Here is a 13,122-nt window from a genome sequence, read left to right on the forward strand (position 1 = left end):
GGAGCCCAAGCACGTCAACTCCCAGCCGATTGCACGTGATTGCGGCCCGATCATCCGAGTGAGTCCATAGCCGCCGTGATCAGTGCGCGCGCCTTCGGCCCGTAGACAGCCGCCTCAGACAACCTGGCAAACGTGTCGGCGTATGCGCCTACCTCACTGGGCTGCGTGAGCGTGAGGTAGCCCGAGACCAACTCGACGTTGACCTGCACCTTGTCGAAGATCCAGAACCCCTCTACCGGCATACGAGAACGGCCCAGCCCCATGGGCACCACGCCCACGCTGACATTGGGTAGTGAACCCACGGTAAGCAAGTGGTCGAGCTGTTCGAGTTGCGTGTCCGCCCCGCCCAACGCATTCCGTAGCACTGGCTCCTCAATCAGGAACGCGAAACGGCGATGCCCCTCGTAGAGGACGCGTTGACGATCCATGCGCACGGCCACGGCATCCGCCACGTCGTCGATCTCGACCCGCCGACGCTGGACCCCCCGCAACACGTCTTCCGTGTAGCCGTACGTCTGGATGAGTCCCGGAACGAGCCCAGGTGAGTACGAGCGGAACCAACAGGTCCTCTCATACAAGGGCAAGCGCGCTTCCTGTGACTGCCGGAGGCCGGCACGCTCCATCCGGTGCCACTGCACGAACATGCCCTCTACGGCGCGGAGAGAGGCGATCAGGTCGTCCGTCTGGTCCTCGGCGCCGCAGGCCCGGCACCAAGCTCGAATGTCGTCGGCAGAAGGCTGAGTCTTCGCCGTCGAAATCCGCGACACCTTGGACGGGTGCCACCCGCAGGCTTTCGCGAGTCCCTTGCCATCCAGGCCGGCGTCCTTGCAGATCTCCCTGAGCCGATCGGCAAGGACTTGCCGAGCTGCCTGAAGGCTTGACGATCCTGACGCGGGCATGGCTCCGACCGGTCAGACCGGCTTGTACTCGTCGTGCGGCGTGGCCCGCTCCCAGACCTTTTCGAACGCCGTGCTCACCAGCTCCACGACCGCCGGTTCGGTGTGCCATTCACGGTCGACCACCTCACCGTTCCCGGAGAAGTACGTGAACAGCACAGAGGAGTTGTCGAACATCCACAGGTCGGTTCCCGGGAGCGGGATGTCCGCCGCCCTGCGCCGGGGCAGCCATCGCACCAGCTCACCAGCCGCGATGTTGGGGAACGTCACGTCGTACTCGTACTTGATGTAGTCCGTCACCGGCTCCGAGACGATCCGGGCCCGCCTCATCACCACTCCGCGCGCCCTGGTCTCGATCACCACGTCCAGGAACGGACGCCACCAGGTCGACCGGTCTGCGGTGGGGTCGAGTCGCTTGCCGTTCTGCCACGCGATGAACTCCGGATCACCGGGCTGGTAGGCATCGCGCATTTCGAGGTGCACGGCCGAGCGCTGGGCCTTGGCCAGACCCTCAAGAACAGGGTTCATCACTGGCGCTGCCCTCCGAGCGCGGGATGTACTGCACCATGACCTTGGGCAGCCGAATGATCGTCTCGTGGTCCGGCACGTCCGTCGAGTGCCCCGGAACAGAGCCGATCTCCTGGCACGCCTTCACCTCAGCCTCGGTGGCCTTGTAGGACTGGATCAGCAGATCCCCCGTTTCCTCTTCCAGCCAGATCGTCGGCGAGTCCGTGTCAGGCGTGTTCGGGATGATCCCAAGGAAACGTAACCGCATGCCTTCTCCCTGCATCGATGCCATTGCGTCCGGTGGATGACGTTCGCCTGGCGAGCGATGCCCGTCAAGGGCGCATGGGAGCAGGTAAGTCGACGACCATGAGGGCTCAGCCGAGCGGCCTTACCGCTTGACTCCGTCCACGAAGGCGGACCAGGCGCCCGCGCCGAAGAGGAGGGGGGTGCGGGTGGTGTCCTTGCTGTCGCGGACGGGGACGAGCCCCTTCGCGGGGACGTTGTCGGCGACTTCCAGGCAGTTGCCGCCGTCCGAGTTGCTGTAGCTGCTCTTGCGCCAGTCGGCGGTGCGGAGGAGGTCGTCGGACACCTCGACGCACTCGCCGCCGTCCTGGTTGCTGTAGCTGCTCTTGCGCCACGTGATGGTGCTCAGATCGATGGCTCGCATGGCGCCTCCTCCAGGATCCGGCCGATGAACTCCCGCGATTCGCCCGGAGATAGGGCCACATCGCGTACTCGATCGTATCGGAGCTGGAGCCGGTCGACGGCAGTACTTTCCTGGACCAGTTCGCCCGAATAGCCCGTCTCGACCCAGGCGACGATCCGGCCGGCATGGTGCAGGAACATGGTGTGGGTGTTCGTCAGCGCGTGCAGCCCTTTCGCATGCGGCAGCACCTGGACGGTGACGTTGGGGCGCTCGCCCATCGCCAGAAGATGACGCAGTTGCGCCTGCCACGCGACCGGATCACTCAACGGGCTGCGCAGCACCGTCTCCGAGAGGATTGCGCGGAACTGCGGCCCGCCCTCCGCCAGCAGCGGCTCACGACGCCCCATGCGGGCCGACACCTGCTTGTCCAGCTCCGCTCCCGTCAGTCCGCCCTGCGTAAGCAACTCGGCCGCGTATTCGGGGGTTTGCAGCAGACCAGGGACGATGCTCGGCGAGTACTGCCACATACTCACCGCCTCAGCCTCCCGCAGCATGTACTGCCGATACCGCTCCTTGAACTGCGTAGGGTCCGCCACCGCCAGCTCCCACAGGGTCAGCACCAACCGCCCCGTGCCGTAGTACTGGTCCAGCGCCTGCGCCACCTCCGGCCCGCCCAGTGTGTGGCCGTTCTCCAGCTTGCCGAAGAGGGACGCGTCCCAGCCCACCGCGTCGGCCAGCGTCCGCAGGCTCACGCCCCGGGCGGCCCGCAGTAACCGCAGCTCCTCGGCGAAACGAACCCTCGGCTCCTGGCTCCGCCCCGTGATCGCCCTGCGCTGCGGCACCGCGCCCTCCCCTGTTCGTGGAACTTGTGGAATTTGGGCCGCCCGCTGTGGCACTAGCCGCCATTCCGCTCGTGTCCGCCTTCGCCCTGGGCCATCCTCGTATCAGCCCAGGAGTACGCAGAGTAGTGCAACTGTCGCATTCCGTAGAGAAGTTGAGCAAAGGAGCGAACGCCATGAGAACGGAACCGGCCGGCTACGAACCCGGAACCGTGCTGTACGACCCCGCCACCCGGCGCGTCGGCGAGTACCAGGACCGCTCGGGGCCGTACGCGCTGCTGCGTCCCCTCGGCGGTGGCCGCGAGTGGCAGGCCGATCCCGCCACGGTGCGCCCCGCCACCGACCGCGAACGCCTCAGCGCGAGCGTCCACGCGAGGAACGGCCGTACGCGGGCCGTGCCGCCCGACCCCGGCGACCTCAGCCGGCCGCCCCGGCCGGTCCCCGGTTGCCCGGCGTGCATGAGGCTGGCCGAGCTGCGGGAGACGGCGCGGGCGGTGTGTGATCGCAGCGCCGAGACCGACGCCAATGTGCTGCTCCGGCAGCACCAGCGGCAGGAGCACCGGGCATGAGCGGCGCCCAGGGCGGCGGGCTGCCGTACGAGGAGTGCAAGCGGTACCGGGCGGAGCACGGCGCACCGGGGGACGAGGCCCCGCTCTCCCCGGGCTATGCGCTCCCGCCCTTCCACCCCGGTTTCGCCACCCGGCCCCGGCACCGGCAGCGGCGGCGGCCCCGGCTCGACGGTGCCACCGTGAGCGGCGTACTCACCGCCCTCTGTGTCGCCACGCTGCTCGTCACGATCGTCGCCGCGGCTACGCTTCCGGTATGACCAAGAAGCTCGTGATCAAGGTGACGGCCGGGGCGGACGCCCCCGAGCGCTGTTCGCAGGCGTTCACGGTGGCCGCGGTGGCCGTGGCCAGCGGGGTCGAGGTGTCGCTGTGGCTGACCGGGGAGTCGTCCTGGTTCGCGCTGCCGGGGCGGGCCGCCGAGTTCGAGCTGCCGCACGCGGCTCCGCTGCCGGACCTGATCGAGTCGATCCTCGCGGCCGGGCGCATCACGCTGTGCACGCAGTGTGCCGCCCGGCGGGAGATCACCGAGAAGGACGTCATCGAGGGCGTACGGATCGCGGGCGCGCAGGTCTTCGTACAGGAAGCGCTCGGCGACGACACGCAGGCGCTCGTCTACTGATCCGTACGGACCGGCTGAGGCGAGCGCCCGCTCACGCGTCTCAGAAGACGAGGGCGTCCGCCGCCGTGGGCTCCCGAACCGTGATCTTGGGGGCGTGGACGTATGTCCTTGCGGCGACCGGCAGGGCACGACCCGCATCGACGACCACGGCAGGCCCTTCCGCACCGCCGGCATGCGCGGCGACAAGCAGTACTGGTACAACGCGGCGGACGGCGTGGGCGCCTGGCAGCCCTGGACAGGCCGAACGCGCGGGCTACCGCCGCTTCTTGCCGTCCAGCTCGTCCCACCACTCGTCGGACTGGGGATCGCCGGAGGGGTCGTCCCACCAGCGGTCCTCAGGGCCCCGCCGGTTGGCGATCATCGCGGCTACCGGCGGGATGACCATGGCCACGACGCACATGCCGACGGCCGCCGGCACCGACCAGAGGCGCACGACCGCCCACGCCAGGACGAAGAGACCGATGCACGTCCCCATCATGGCGAAGTAGACGTGACGCCGCCGCGCGTACATGCATCCAGGGTAGGGCGGGCGGCCCCTGTTACAACTGATCCACAATTCCCGCTCGTCCGCCCCCGCGGGGTTACCGTGGCGTAGCCACACCAGTCGCCGCCCCGGGGGGAAACACCACATGCGCGCCCTGCGAATCATCCTGATCCTCGTCGTGATCCTGGGCGGGCTGTTCGTGATCGCGGACCGGGTCGCCGTGCACTTCGCCGAGGGGGAGGCCGCCGACAAGCTGAAGGCGACCGAGAACCTGGCCGCGACGCCGGACGTGGACATCAAGGGGTTCCCGTTCCTGACCCAGGTCGCGGGCGGGTCCCTCGACGACGTCGAGGTCGGCATCAAGGACTACCAGGCCGCCACCGGCAAGGCCGGGCAGACGATCAGGATCGACGACCTCAAGGCCGACATGAAGGGCGTCACCTTCTCCGGGGACTACAGCTCCGCCACCGCCGACAGCGCCACCGGTACCGCGACGATCTCCTACTCCGAGCTGCTGAAGACCGCCAACTCGCAGCCGACCGAGGTCGCCCCCGGGATCACGGCCCGGATCGTCGGCCTGTCCGACGGCGGCAACGGCAAGATCAAGGTCATGGTGGAGGGCACCGTCGCGGCCCTCGGGATCAAGCAGACCGTGCCCGTGCTCAGCACGGTGACCGTCGAGAACGACAAGGTGCAGGTCCACGCCGACTCGCTGCCCAGGCTCGGTGCCGCCGCGATCGCCGAGAACCGCATCCGTGAGATCACCGACTTCCAGCAGGCCGTCGACCGGCTGCCCGGCGGCATCAAGCTGGACAAGGTGCAGGCCGCGAAGAACGGGGTGGAGATCACGGTGAAGGGTTCCGACGTCAAGCTGGCCGGGTAACGGGACAGCAGGGCGATCGTCCGGTCTCGTCCGACTGGCGAGACGGGGTCGTCCGTAGCGTAGATGAGAAGACTCCCGCAAGCGCTCGGCGGGCCGCGCGACGGCCGCCGGGCGTTTGTTCGTTCCGCCATACGGACGATCGTGTCTCGCCATGTGACACACCGGTGACACGCCCGCCCGGACGTCCCTACGATCGTCGGCATGAAGCGACAGGCGGATCTCACGAAGCGGCGGGCAGTGGACCTGTGCCGCGTTGCCGCCATGCTCTGTCGCCCCTTCTGAGCGAGAGTCCCCGACTCCCGCATCCCTCAGCCGCCCTGCTGCAAGGGCACCCGTGCGCCGCCCGCCTCGCGAGCGCGCACCCCTCTACTCGCACGCCCCGCCGCAACTGCCCCGGAGGAGAAAGAGCATGAGCCGCACCGACGTCCTGGTCGACGCCGACTGGCTGCAGGAGCACCTGGACGACCCGGCCATCGCCATCGTCGAGGTGGACGAGGACACGTCCGCCTACGAGAAGAACCACATCAAGAACGCGATCCGCATCGACTGGACCAAGGACCTCCAGGACCCGGTCCGCCGCGACTTCATCGACCAGGAGGGCTTCGAGAAGCTCCTGTCGAAGAAGGGCATCGCCAACGACACCCTGGTGATCCTCTACGGCGGCAACAACAACTGGTTCGCGTCGTACGCCTACTGGTACTTCAAGCTGTACGGCCACGAGAACGTCAAGCTCCTCGACGGCGGCCGCAAGAAGTGGGAGCTGGACGCCCGCGAGCTGGTCGCCGGCGACGAGGTCCCCGAGCGCCCGGCCACCGACTACAGGGCCAAGGCTCAGGACACCTCCATCCGGGCCTTCCGTGACGACGTCGTCGCCGCGATCGGCTCGCACAACCTGGTGGACGTGCGCTCGCCCGACGAGTTCTCCGGCAAGCTGCTCGCCCCGGCGCACCTGCCGCAGGAGCAGTCGCAGCGTCCGGGCCACGTCCCGAGCGCCCGCAACATCCCGTGGTCGAAGAACGCCAACGACGACGGCACCTTCAAGTCGGACGAGGACCTCAAGGCCCTCTACGCCGAGGAGAACGTGGACCTCGCCAAGGACACGATCGCCTACTGCCGCATCGGTGAGCGCTCGGCCCTGACCTGGTTCGTGCTGCACGAGCTGCTCGGCGTCGAGAACGTCAAGAACTACGACGGCTCCTGGACCGAGTACGGCTCCCTCGTCGGCGTGCCGATCGAGCTCGGCGCCAACAAGTAATCCCAACCCCTCTGGAGAGACAGCATGTGCGGAGCGAAGGCCGGCGGCCCGGACGCCTCGACGATCAAGCCCGGTGAGACCACGATCCAGGGTCAGGTGACCCGCGACGGCGAGCCGGTGACGGGCTACGTCCGTCTGCTGGACTCGACCGGCGAGTTCACCGCGGAGGTGCCCACCTCGGCGACCGGCCAGTTCCGGTTCTACGCGGCCGAGGGCACGTGGACCGTGCGCGCGCTGGTGCCCGGCGGCACGGCGGACCGCACGGTCGTGGTGGCGGAGAAGGGTGCTCTGGCCGAGGTCGCCATCGCGGTCTGAGTGCACCGCGTGACGGCCGTGCGCTGAGAGACGGCTGAGGGCCGTACCCCCGGGGTTGGACGCCAGTGGGGGTGCGGCCCTTCGGCATGCCGGGGCGTTCCTTCAGAGGGGCGCCCCTCAGAGGGGTGTCCCTTCAGAGGGCGCGGAGCAGCCCCGGGCTGAGACGGTGAGGTGCCGCTCACGACGGCACCGTCGCCGGGTGCGGATGCGTGGGGCTCATTCGCAACGAGCCCGCACCCGGCAGACGGCCGGTCCCCCAGGGCGCCTAGCCCAGCGCGCGCCCCAGCAGCCACACGACCGGTGCCGCCGCCGACAGGGGCAGGGCCACGCCCGCGGTGAAGTGGACGAAGCGGGACGGGTAGTCGTAGCTCGCCACCCGGTGTCCGATCAGTGCGCAGACGCCGGCCGCCGCTCCCAGGGCGGCGCCCTTCGCGCCCAGGCCGGTCATCCCGCCGACGGCGATCCCCGCACCCGCCGCCGCCAGCAGCGACACCACCACCGACACCGGCGAGGGCAGCGGCAGGGCGCGGGCCAGGATCGCCACCGCCACCGCCGCCGCGCCCACCGACACCGCGTGCGGATCGGCGCCCAGGTACCCGGTGGCCAGGACCGAGAGGGCCGCCGAGACGACCGTCGCCATCAGGCCGTACATCCGCTCGTCCGGCGAGGCGTGCGAGCGCAGCTGCAGGACCAGGCACAGCAGGACCCAGACGCCGAGCGGGCCGAGGATCGCGGCGGGCACGTGGTCGCGGCCGGCGGCCAGGACGGCCACGTCCGCGGCGAGCCCGCCCGCGAAGGCCAGCGCGATGCCCTGCCGGGCCGGCCACATGCCGTTCAGCCGGAACCAGCCCGCCGCCGTCACCGCCTGGAGCAGCACGAGCGGGACGACCAGCGCGTACGAGGCGACCGGTGCCGTCGCGGCCAGCAGCAGGCCCAGTACCGCGGTCAGCAGGGCCGGCTGCATACCGGGCTCGATGATCGGCGAACGGCCCTCGAGGCGCGCCCGCTGGGCATCCGTGATCCGCGAGTTGCCGCCGATGGTGGCGGGACCGTAGTCGGGCTCGGCCTCCTCCGCTACGGCCTCCGGCGCCGCTGCCGGTGCCGGTGCGGGCTGCGGCTGAGGAGCGGCCGGGTACGGCTGGGCGTACTGCTGCCCGTACTGGCCCTCGAACGTCTGCGGCGGCACATGCGCCGCCTCCGCCGCCTGCACCGGCATCTGCACCGACCCGTGCGTCTGCGTCTCCCAGGTCTGCCCCTGCCACTGCTGGGTCAGCTGGGGGTCGTAGCCGGGCTGCTGCCCGTACTGCTGCTCGTCGTACCCGGACCACTGCTGCTGGTACGGGTCGTAGCCCTCGTAGGGGCCGCCCTGGTACGGCTGTCCCCCCTGGTAGGGCTGTCCGCCCTGATACGGCTGGTCGCTCATCGCCTCACCCTCCTGCGAACGGCGGGAGCACCTCGACCGTGCCGCCCTCGGCCAGCCGTACCGTCTCATGCGCGCGGGTCCCGACGGGGTCACCGTCGACGAGGAAGGAGCATCGCTGCAGTACGCGCGTGAGTTCACCGGGGTGTCGCGCGCGCACCGCGGCCAGCGCGTCGGCGAGCGTGTCCGCGTCGTACGGCTCCTCGGCGACCTGGGCCGCGGCCTTGGCGGCGGCCCAGTAGCGCACCGTGACCTTGGGCATCTCGTTCCTCAATCGGCGGCAGGAAAGACAAAAGACAGAAGACAGATGGTGTCAGGCTAGCCCGCCCGGCCCGCGGCCCAGTGCGCGATCCGGGCGAGGAGCGCCTCGCCGGCCGCGTGTTCGGCGTGCCCCATGCCCGGCTCCACCCAGAGTTCCCCGTGGTCACCGGCTGCCTCGGCGAGCATCCGGGGGTGGTCGAGGGGGAAGTAGGCGTCGCGGTCGCCGTGCACGATCAGCAGGGGCGTGGGAGCGATCCCGGGGACCGACTCCACCGGGGACAGGGGGACCGGGTCCCAGTCGCGGGGGTGGATACGGGTGCGCAGGCCGTAGCGGCCGACCAGGCGGCCCTCGGGGCGGGTGACCAGCCAGTGCAGGCGGCGCATCGGGGCCGTACCCCGGTAGTACCAGCGGGCCGGGGCGCTGACCGAGACCACCGCGTCGATCGTGCCGGGGTGCAGGGCCGCGTGCCGCAGGACCACCGAGCCGCCCATGGAGAAGCCGACGGTCACCACGCGCGCGTGGCCGAGAGCGCGGGCCCGCTCGACGGCCGCGGACAGGTCCAGAACCTCCTTGTCGCCGACCGTGGAACGGCCGCCGGAGCGTCCGTGGCCCCGGAAGGAGAAGGTGAGGACCGCACCGTAACCGCGCAGGACCCCCGCCACCCGTCGTACATGCGGCCGGTCCACGTCCCCGGTGAACCCGTGGGCGACGACGAACACCAGGTCGCCTGAACGTGTACAGGAGGCATCCGGATGCGTTTCGTATACGACCGCGCCCGGGTCGTATACGAAATCGACCGGAACGCCGTCGGCCGTGCGCAGAAACGTCCGGATAGGCGCCCGTCTGCCTGTCTCGCGATACGGACGAACGGTGGAACGTGCCACATGACCTGCCGGACCGTTGCTCATGTGGGCTATTCTGCTGGGCAGAGGACTCGGGCAGCGCAGCCCCCGGGTCCTTTTGTGCTTTCGGACGCGTTGTATACGAAGCGGGAAACCTCGGGTGACCGCCGGTGTACGGGCCTTCGGGAACGCAGAGCAGTGCCCGTCCGCACAGCCTCGCAGGGATCGAGGAGGAACCAGACGTATGAGTTCTCTGCTGCTCCTGACCAACGCCCTCCAGCCGTCGACGGAGGTGCTCCCGGCCCTCGGCCTGCTGCTGCACAACGTGCGCGTGGCTCCCGCGGAGGGCCCCGCCCTGGTCGACACCCCGGGCGCCGACGTGATCCTCGTCGACGGCCGCCGCGACCTGCCCCAGGTGCGCAGCCTGTGCCAGCTGCTGCGCTCCACCGGCCCCGGCTGTCCGCTGGTCCTGGTCGTCACCGAGGGCGGTCTGGCCGCCGTCACCGCCGACTGGGGCATTGACGACGTACTCCTCGACACCGCGGGCCCCGCGGAGGTGGAGGCCCGGCTGCGGCTCGCCATGGGGCGCCAGCAGATCGTCAACGACGACTCCCCCATGGAGATCCGCAACGGCGATCTGTCGGTGGACGAGGCGACGTACAGCGCGAAACTCAAGGGCCGGGTCCTCGACCTCACCTTCAAGGAGTTCGAGCTGCTCAAGTACCTCGCCCAGCACCCGGGCCGCGTCTTCACCCGCGCCCAGCTGCTGCAGGAGGTGTGGGGCTACGACTACTTCGGCGGTACCCGGACGGTCGACGTCCACGTGCGGCGGCTGCGCGCCAAGCTCGGCCCGGAGCACGAGTCGCTGATCGGCACCGTCCGCAACGTCGGTTACCGGTTCGTCACGCCCGAGAAGGCCGACCGGACCGCCGAGGAGGCCAGGGCCAAGGCGGACCGGGCCAAGGCCGACCGGGCCAAGGCGGCGGATGGGGCCGCATCGGCCGCCCGGGACGACGCCGAGGTCCACGCGGACGCCTAGTCCGGCGCCCGGTTCATCGCTTGCGCACATCCAAGGACTGGTACGCCCTGCCCAGAGCAGGTCAATCCGCGTAGACTCCGCGCGTGGCCAAGGTGACTCGGGATGACGTGGCACGGCTGGCTGGGACCTCCACCGCCGTCGTCAGTTATGTCATCAACAACGGACCCCGGCCGGTCGCCCCGGCCACGCGCGAGCGTGTCCTCGCGGCGATCAAGGAACTGGGGTACCGCCCCGACCGGGTCGCCCAGGCGATGGCGTCCCGGCGCACCGACCTCATAGGCCTGATCATCCCGGACGCCCGCCAGCCGTTCTTCGGCGAGATGGCGCACGCGGTCGAGCAGGCCGCCTCCGAGCGCGGAAAGATGGTCCTGGTCGGCAACACCGACTACATCGGCGAGCGCGAGGTCCACTATCTGCGCGCCTTCCTGGGCATGCGCGTCTCCGGGCTGATCCTGGTGAGTCACGCCCTGAACGACCTCGCCGCCGCCGAGATCGACGCCTGGGACGCCCGGGTGGTGCTGCTGCACGAGCGCCCCGAGGCCATCGACGACGTGGCCGTGGTCACGGACGACCTCGGCGGCGCCCAGCTCGCCGTACGCCACCTGCTGGAGCACGGCTACGAGTACGTCGCCTGTATGGGCGGTACGGCGGAGACACCGGCCGTCGGCGACCCGGTCTCCGACCACGTCGAGGGCTGGAAGCGGGCCATGGACGAGGCAGGCCTGCCCACCGAGGGCCGGCTGTTCGAGGCGCCGTACAACCGCTACGACGCCTATCGCGTCGCTCTGGACATCCTCTCCGGCCCCGACCGGCCGCCGGCGATCTTCTGCTCCACCGACGACCAGGCGATCGGCCTGCTGCGGGCCGCGCGCGAGCTGCGCATCGACGTGCCCGGCAAGCTGGCGGTGGCCGGGTTCGACGACATCAAGGAGGCGGCGCTGGCCGACCCGCCGCTGACCACGGTCGCCTCGGACCGCTCGGCGATGGCCCGTGCGGCGGTCGACCTGGTCCTGGACGACGGGCTGCGGGTGGCGGGCTCACGCCGCGAGCGCCTGAAGACGTTCCCGTCCCGGCTGGTACTCCGCACGAGCTGCGGCTGCGAGGCCTGAGCCTCACCGGCAGGTCAACCGGCACGTCGACCCGCACGTCAACCGGCGGGTCTTTATATCGGGCAAACGAGGTTCTGCCGGGCTTCTCAGCGAGCACTCAGGAACCTCTCATGGTCACGGGGGATTCTTCTGGACATGACCGAGAGCCAGGGTTCCCACCCCCAGCAGCCCAGCAGCTACTCCGCTCCCGTGAACTCCGAGTGGCCGCCTCCGCCGCCGTACCAGCCGGTGACGGCGGTGGTGGCCGAGCCGCGCAAGAAGCGCAACCGCCGCCCCGCCGCCCTCCTCGCGGCCGTCGCGATCGTGGCGGCGGCGGTCGGCGGCGCCACGGCGTACGGCTTCCAGGAGCTGACCGGCAAGGACACGGTCGCCTCCGCCGGTACGGCCACGCATGTGGTGCCGACCGGCAAGAAGGGCGACGTCGCCGCGATCGCCGCCGCGGTCAGCCCGAGCGTGGTCGAGATCAACGCGGCCCTGGGCAACGGCTCCTCCACCGGCTCCGGGGTGATCATCAAGTCGAACGGCGAGATCGTCACCAACAACCACGTCGTCTCCGGCGCGCAGTCCCTCAAGGTGCGCACCAGCGACGGCACGAGCTACACCGCCGACGTCGTCGGTACCGACAGCTCCAAGGACCTCGCGCTGATCAAACTGCGCGGCGCCTCCGGGCTGAAGCCGGCCTCACTGGGCAGTTCGTCGGGCGTCCAGGTCGGTGACACGGTCGTCGCGATCGGCTCCCCCGAGGGCCTGACCGGCACCGTCACCAGCGGTATCGTCTCCGCGCTCAACCGGGACGTGACCGTCTCCACCGACGAGAACCAGGGCCAGGGCGGCGACGGTCAGTGGCCGTTCCAGTTCGGCGGCCGTGAGTTCAACGGCGACACGGGCTCGTCCACGACGACCTACAAGGCCATCCAGACCGACGCCTCGCTGAACCCCGGCAACTCCGGCGGCGCGCTGATCGACGCGAGCGGCAACGTCATCGGCATCAACTCCGCGATGTACTCGTCGAGCCAGCAGTCCTCCTCGTCGTCGGACGCGGGCAGCATCGGCCTCGGCTTCGCGATCCCCGTCAACACCGTCAAGTCCGACCTGGCCAAGCTGCGGGCGGGCGACAAGAGCTAACGCTTCACCCTCAGTCAGCAGGGAGTACGTCATGAACCAGCATGTCTCGCACCAGACCGCCGGCCTCCGTCCCGCCGACGTCACCCTCGCCCTGTCGATCGTCCGCGACCTGCACGCGCCCTTCCCGGCGCCCCGCGCCCCCCGGGTGATCCTGCCGCCGGTCCCGCGCGAGCTGATGGGCCTGCGCACCTCCGCCGCCCGCCCCCACCGCCGCAAGGTGCCGCTGCGCCGCCTCACCGCGGTCCAGGCCTGACCCCGGCGCTGCGCCACCCGGCGCGACCCGGCGCTGTGCCGCCCGGACCATCGGGCGTGGCA

Annotated in this window: 20 protein-coding genes; 11 read left to right on the forward strand and 9 right to left on the reverse strand. The window is 70.2% G+C overall.

Translation table 11 applies throughout. The features are described 5' to 3' along the window. Window positions 1-50 precede the first annotated feature (50 nt). The 5 genes from ACZ7GZ_RS25510 to ACZ7GZ_RS25530 form a co-directional block, all read right to left on the reverse strand. Complete coding sequence (locus ACZ7GZ_RS25510; protein ID WP_471027634.1) at window positions 51-899, reverse strand: helix-turn-helix domain-containing protein; 849 nt, start codon at window positions 897-899, stop codon at window positions 51-53. 12 nt (window positions 900-911) lie between these two features. Further along, window positions 912-1,427 carry a DUF6879 family protein gene (locus tag ACZ7GZ_RS25515; protein WP_471027636.1) on the reverse strand — a complete coding sequence of 172 codons (516 nt, stop codon included), beginning with the start codon at window positions 1,425-1,427 and terminating at the stop codon, window positions 912-914. After that, window positions 1,408-1,671, reverse strand: coding sequence for a hypothetical protein (locus tag ACZ7GZ_RS25520; RefSeq protein WP_471027637.1), 264 nt, complete (start codon window positions 1,669-1,671; stop codon window positions 1,408-1,410). The genes ACZ7GZ_RS25515 and ACZ7GZ_RS25520 overlap by 20 nt, the downstream gene beginning before the upstream one ends. A 120-nt stretch (window positions 1,672-1,791) precedes the next feature. Beyond that, a complete protein-coding gene (locus tag ACZ7GZ_RS25525; protein ID WP_471027638.1) occupies window positions 1,792-2,070 on the reverse strand; it encodes a DUF397 domain-containing protein in 279 nt (92 codons plus the stop codon). Beyond that, window positions 2,052-2,891 (reverse strand): helix-turn-helix domain-containing protein, encoded by an 840-nt coding sequence (locus ACZ7GZ_RS25530; protein ID WP_471027639.1) that lies wholly within the window; start codon window positions 2,889-2,891, stop codon window positions 2,052-2,054. The genes ACZ7GZ_RS25525 and ACZ7GZ_RS25530 overlap by 19 nt, the downstream gene beginning before the upstream one ends. A 173-nt stretch (window positions 2,892-3,064) precedes the next feature. Between ACZ7GZ_RS25530 and ACZ7GZ_RS25535 the strand changes: the two genes are divergently transcribed. Genes ACZ7GZ_RS25535 through ACZ7GZ_RS25545 form a run of 3 tightly spaced genes read left to right on the forward strand, consistent with a single transcriptional unit; the run spans window position 3,065 to window position 4,073 of the window. After that, window positions 3,065-3,457, forward strand: coding sequence for a hypothetical protein (locus ACZ7GZ_RS25535; protein WP_471027641.1), 393 nt, complete (start codon window positions 3,065-3,067; stop codon window positions 3,455-3,457). Next, complete coding sequence (locus ACZ7GZ_RS25540; RefSeq protein ID WP_471027642.1) at window positions 3,454-3,714, forward strand: hypothetical protein; 261 nt, start codon at window positions 3,454-3,456, stop codon at window positions 3,712-3,714. The genes ACZ7GZ_RS25535 and ACZ7GZ_RS25540 overlap by 4 nt, the downstream gene beginning before the upstream one ends. After that, the gene (locus ACZ7GZ_RS25545) at window positions 3,711-4,073 is read left to right on the forward strand and encodes a DsrE family protein (RefSeq protein WP_471027644.1); all 363 of its coding nucleotides are present in this window, start codon (window positions 3,711-3,713) and stop codon (window positions 4,071-4,073) included. Before ACZ7GZ_RS25540 ends, ACZ7GZ_RS25545 begins: the two co-directional genes overlap by 4 nt. Window positions 4,074-4,326: 253 nt before the next feature. Here ACZ7GZ_RS25545 and ACZ7GZ_RS25550 read toward each other — a convergent pair whose 3' ends face one another. Then, window positions 4,327-4,584, reverse strand: a complete 258-nt coding sequence (locus tag ACZ7GZ_RS25550) for a DUF3099 domain-containing protein (RefSeq protein ID WP_471027645.1) — start codon at window positions 4,582-4,584, stop codon at window positions 4,327-4,329. Window positions 4,585-4,702: 118 nt separating this feature from the next. Here ACZ7GZ_RS25550 and ACZ7GZ_RS25555 point away from each other — a divergent pair, with 118 nt between their 5' ends. The 4 genes from ACZ7GZ_RS25555 (at window position 4,703) to ACZ7GZ_RS25570 (ending at window position 7,010) form a co-directional block, all read left to right on the forward strand. After that, window positions 4,703-5,440, forward strand: coding sequence for an LmeA family phospholipid-binding protein (locus ACZ7GZ_RS25555; RefSeq protein WP_471027646.1), 738 nt, complete (start codon window positions 4,703-4,705; stop codon window positions 5,438-5,440). Between the two features lie 201 nt (window positions 5,441-5,641). After that, the gene (locus tag ACZ7GZ_RS25560) at window positions 5,642-5,722 is read left to right on the forward strand and encodes an Ms5788A family Cys-rich leader peptide (RefSeq protein WP_350751515.1); all 81 of its coding nucleotides are present in this window, start codon (window positions 5,642-5,644) and stop codon (window positions 5,720-5,722) included. A 127-nt stretch (window positions 5,723-5,849) separates the two neighbouring features. After that, entirely contained in the window at window positions 5,850-6,695 is an 846-nt protein-coding gene (locus tag ACZ7GZ_RS25565; RefSeq protein ID WP_471027648.1) for a sulfurtransferase, read from the forward strand. A 24-nt stretch (window positions 6,696-6,719) separates the two neighbouring features. Then, window positions 6,720-7,010, forward strand: coding sequence for a DUF1416 domain-containing protein (locus ACZ7GZ_RS25570; protein WP_043502058.1), 291 nt, complete (start codon window positions 6,720-6,722; stop codon window positions 7,008-7,010). 265 nt (window positions 7,011-7,275) lie between these two features. Here ACZ7GZ_RS25570 and ACZ7GZ_RS25575 read toward each other — a convergent pair whose 3' ends face one another. The 3 genes from ACZ7GZ_RS25575 to ACZ7GZ_RS25585 are packed head-to-tail and all read right to left on the reverse strand — an operon-like array spanning window position 7,276 to window position 9,600. Beyond that, window positions 7,276-8,433 (reverse strand): hypothetical protein, encoded by a 1,158-nt coding sequence (locus ACZ7GZ_RS25575; protein WP_471027649.1) that lies wholly within the window; start codon window positions 8,431-8,433, stop codon window positions 7,276-7,278. 4 nt (window positions 8,434-8,437) lie between these two features. Continuing rightward, window positions 8,438-8,692 (reverse strand): MoaD/ThiS family protein, encoded by a 255-nt coding sequence (locus ACZ7GZ_RS25580; protein WP_031173297.1) that lies wholly within the window; start codon window positions 8,690-8,692, stop codon window positions 8,438-8,440. A 56-nt stretch (window positions 8,693-8,748) separates the two neighbouring features. Continuing rightward, window positions 8,749-9,600 (reverse strand): alpha/beta hydrolase, encoded by an 852-nt coding sequence (locus ACZ7GZ_RS25585; RefSeq protein ID WP_471027650.1) that lies wholly within the window; start codon window positions 9,598-9,600, stop codon window positions 8,749-8,751. Window positions 9,601-9,778: 178 nt separating this feature from the next. On the opposite strand from ACZ7GZ_RS25585, the gene ACZ7GZ_RS25590 reads away from it, so the two are divergent. The 4 genes from ACZ7GZ_RS25590 (at window position 9,779) to ACZ7GZ_RS25605 (ending at window position 13,060) form a co-directional block, all read left to right on the forward strand. Continuing rightward, entirely contained in the window at window positions 9,779-10,573 is a 795-nt protein-coding gene (locus ACZ7GZ_RS25590; RefSeq protein WP_471027652.1) for a winged helix-turn-helix transcriptional regulator, read from the forward strand. A gap of 83 nt (window positions 10,574-10,656) precedes the next feature. Next, complete coding sequence (locus tag ACZ7GZ_RS25595) at window positions 10,657-11,682, forward strand: LacI family DNA-binding transcriptional regulator (protein ID WP_471027653.1); 1,026 nt, start codon at window positions 10,657-10,659, stop codon at window positions 11,680-11,682. A gap of 135 nt (window positions 11,683-11,817) precedes the next feature. Further along, a complete protein-coding gene (locus tag ACZ7GZ_RS25600; RefSeq protein ID WP_471027654.1) occupies window positions 11,818-12,807 on the forward strand; it encodes a S1C family serine protease in 990 nt (329 codons plus the stop codon). 31 nt (window positions 12,808-12,838) lie between these two features. Next, window positions 12,839-13,060: a hypothetical protein gene (locus ACZ7GZ_RS25605; RefSeq protein WP_471027655.1), complete on the forward strand. Its 222-nt coding sequence runs from the start codon at window positions 12,839-12,841 to the stop codon at window positions 13,058-13,060. Window positions 13,061-13,122 lie beyond the last annotated feature (62 nt).

The organism is Streptomyces sp. NPDC037288 (genome assembly GCF_055603265.1).

What these genes read in the sequence shown, in the direction of transcription:
- ACZ7GZ_RS25510 (WP_471027634.1), bottom strand. Translation starts at nt 899, where the DNA reads ATGCCCGCGTCAGGATCGTCAAGCCTTCAGGCAGCTCGGCAAGTCCTT.
- ACZ7GZ_RS25520 (WP_471027637.1), bottom strand. Translation starts at nt 1,671, where the DNA reads ATGCGGTTACGTTTCCTTGGGATCATCCCGAACACGCCTGACACGGAC.
- ACZ7GZ_RS25525 (WP_471027638.1), bottom strand. Translation starts at nt 2,070, where the DNA reads ATGCGAGCCATCGATCTGAGCACCATCACGTGGCGCAAGAGCAGCTAC.
- ACZ7GZ_RS25535 (WP_471027641.1), top strand. Translation starts at nt 3,065, where the DNA reads ATGAGAACGGAACCGGCCGGCTACGAACCCGGAACCGTGCTGTACGAC.
- ACZ7GZ_RS25540 (WP_471027642.1), top strand. Translation starts at nt 3,454, where the DNA reads ATGAGCGGCGCCCAGGGCGGCGGGCTGCCGTACGAGGAGTGCAAGCGG.
- ACZ7GZ_RS25545 (WP_471027644.1), top strand. Translation starts at nt 3,711, where the DNA reads ATGACCAAGAAGCTCGTGATCAAGGTGACGGCCGGGGCGGACGCCCCC.
- ACZ7GZ_RS25550 (WP_471027645.1), bottom strand. Translation starts at nt 4,584, where the DNA reads ATGTACGCGCGGCGGCGTCACGTCTACTTCGCCATGATGGGGACGTGC.
- ACZ7GZ_RS25555 (WP_471027646.1), top strand. Translation starts at nt 4,703, where the DNA reads ATGCGCGCCCTGCGAATCATCCTGATCCTCGTCGTGATCCTGGGCGGG.
- ACZ7GZ_RS25560 (WP_350751515.1), top strand. Translation starts at nt 5,642, where the DNA reads ATGAAGCGACAGGCGGATCTCACGAAGCGGCGGGCAGTGGACCTGTGC.
- ACZ7GZ_RS25565 (WP_471027648.1), top strand. Translation starts at nt 5,850, where the DNA reads ATGAGCCGCACCGACGTCCTGGTCGACGCCGACTGGCTGCAGGAGCAC.
- ACZ7GZ_RS25570 (WP_043502058.1), top strand. Translation starts at nt 6,720, where the DNA reads ATGTGCGGAGCGAAGGCCGGCGGCCCGGACGCCTCGACGATCAAGCCC.
- ACZ7GZ_RS25575 (WP_471027649.1), bottom strand. Translation starts at nt 8,433, where the DNA reads ATGAGCGACCAGCCGTATCAGGGCGGACAGCCCTACCAGGGGGGACAG.
- ACZ7GZ_RS25580 (WP_031173297.1), bottom strand. Translation starts at nt 8,692, where the DNA reads ATGCCCAAGGTCACGGTGCGCTACTGGGCCGCCGCCAAGGCCGCGGCC.
- ACZ7GZ_RS25585 (WP_471027650.1), bottom strand. Translation starts at nt 9,600, where the DNA reads ATGAGCAACGGTCCGGCAGGTCATGTGGCACGTTCCACCGTTCGTCCG.
- ACZ7GZ_RS25590 (WP_471027652.1), top strand. Translation starts at nt 9,779, where the DNA reads ATGAGTTCTCTGCTGCTCCTGACCAACGCCCTCCAGCCGTCGACGGAG.
- ACZ7GZ_RS25600 (WP_471027654.1), top strand. Translation starts at nt 11,818, where the DNA reads ATGACCGAGAGCCAGGGTTCCCACCCCCAGCAGCCCAGCAGCTACTCC.
- ACZ7GZ_RS25605 (WP_471027655.1), top strand. Translation starts at nt 12,839, where the DNA reads ATGAACCAGCATGTCTCGCACCAGACCGCCGGCCTCCGTCCCGCCGAC.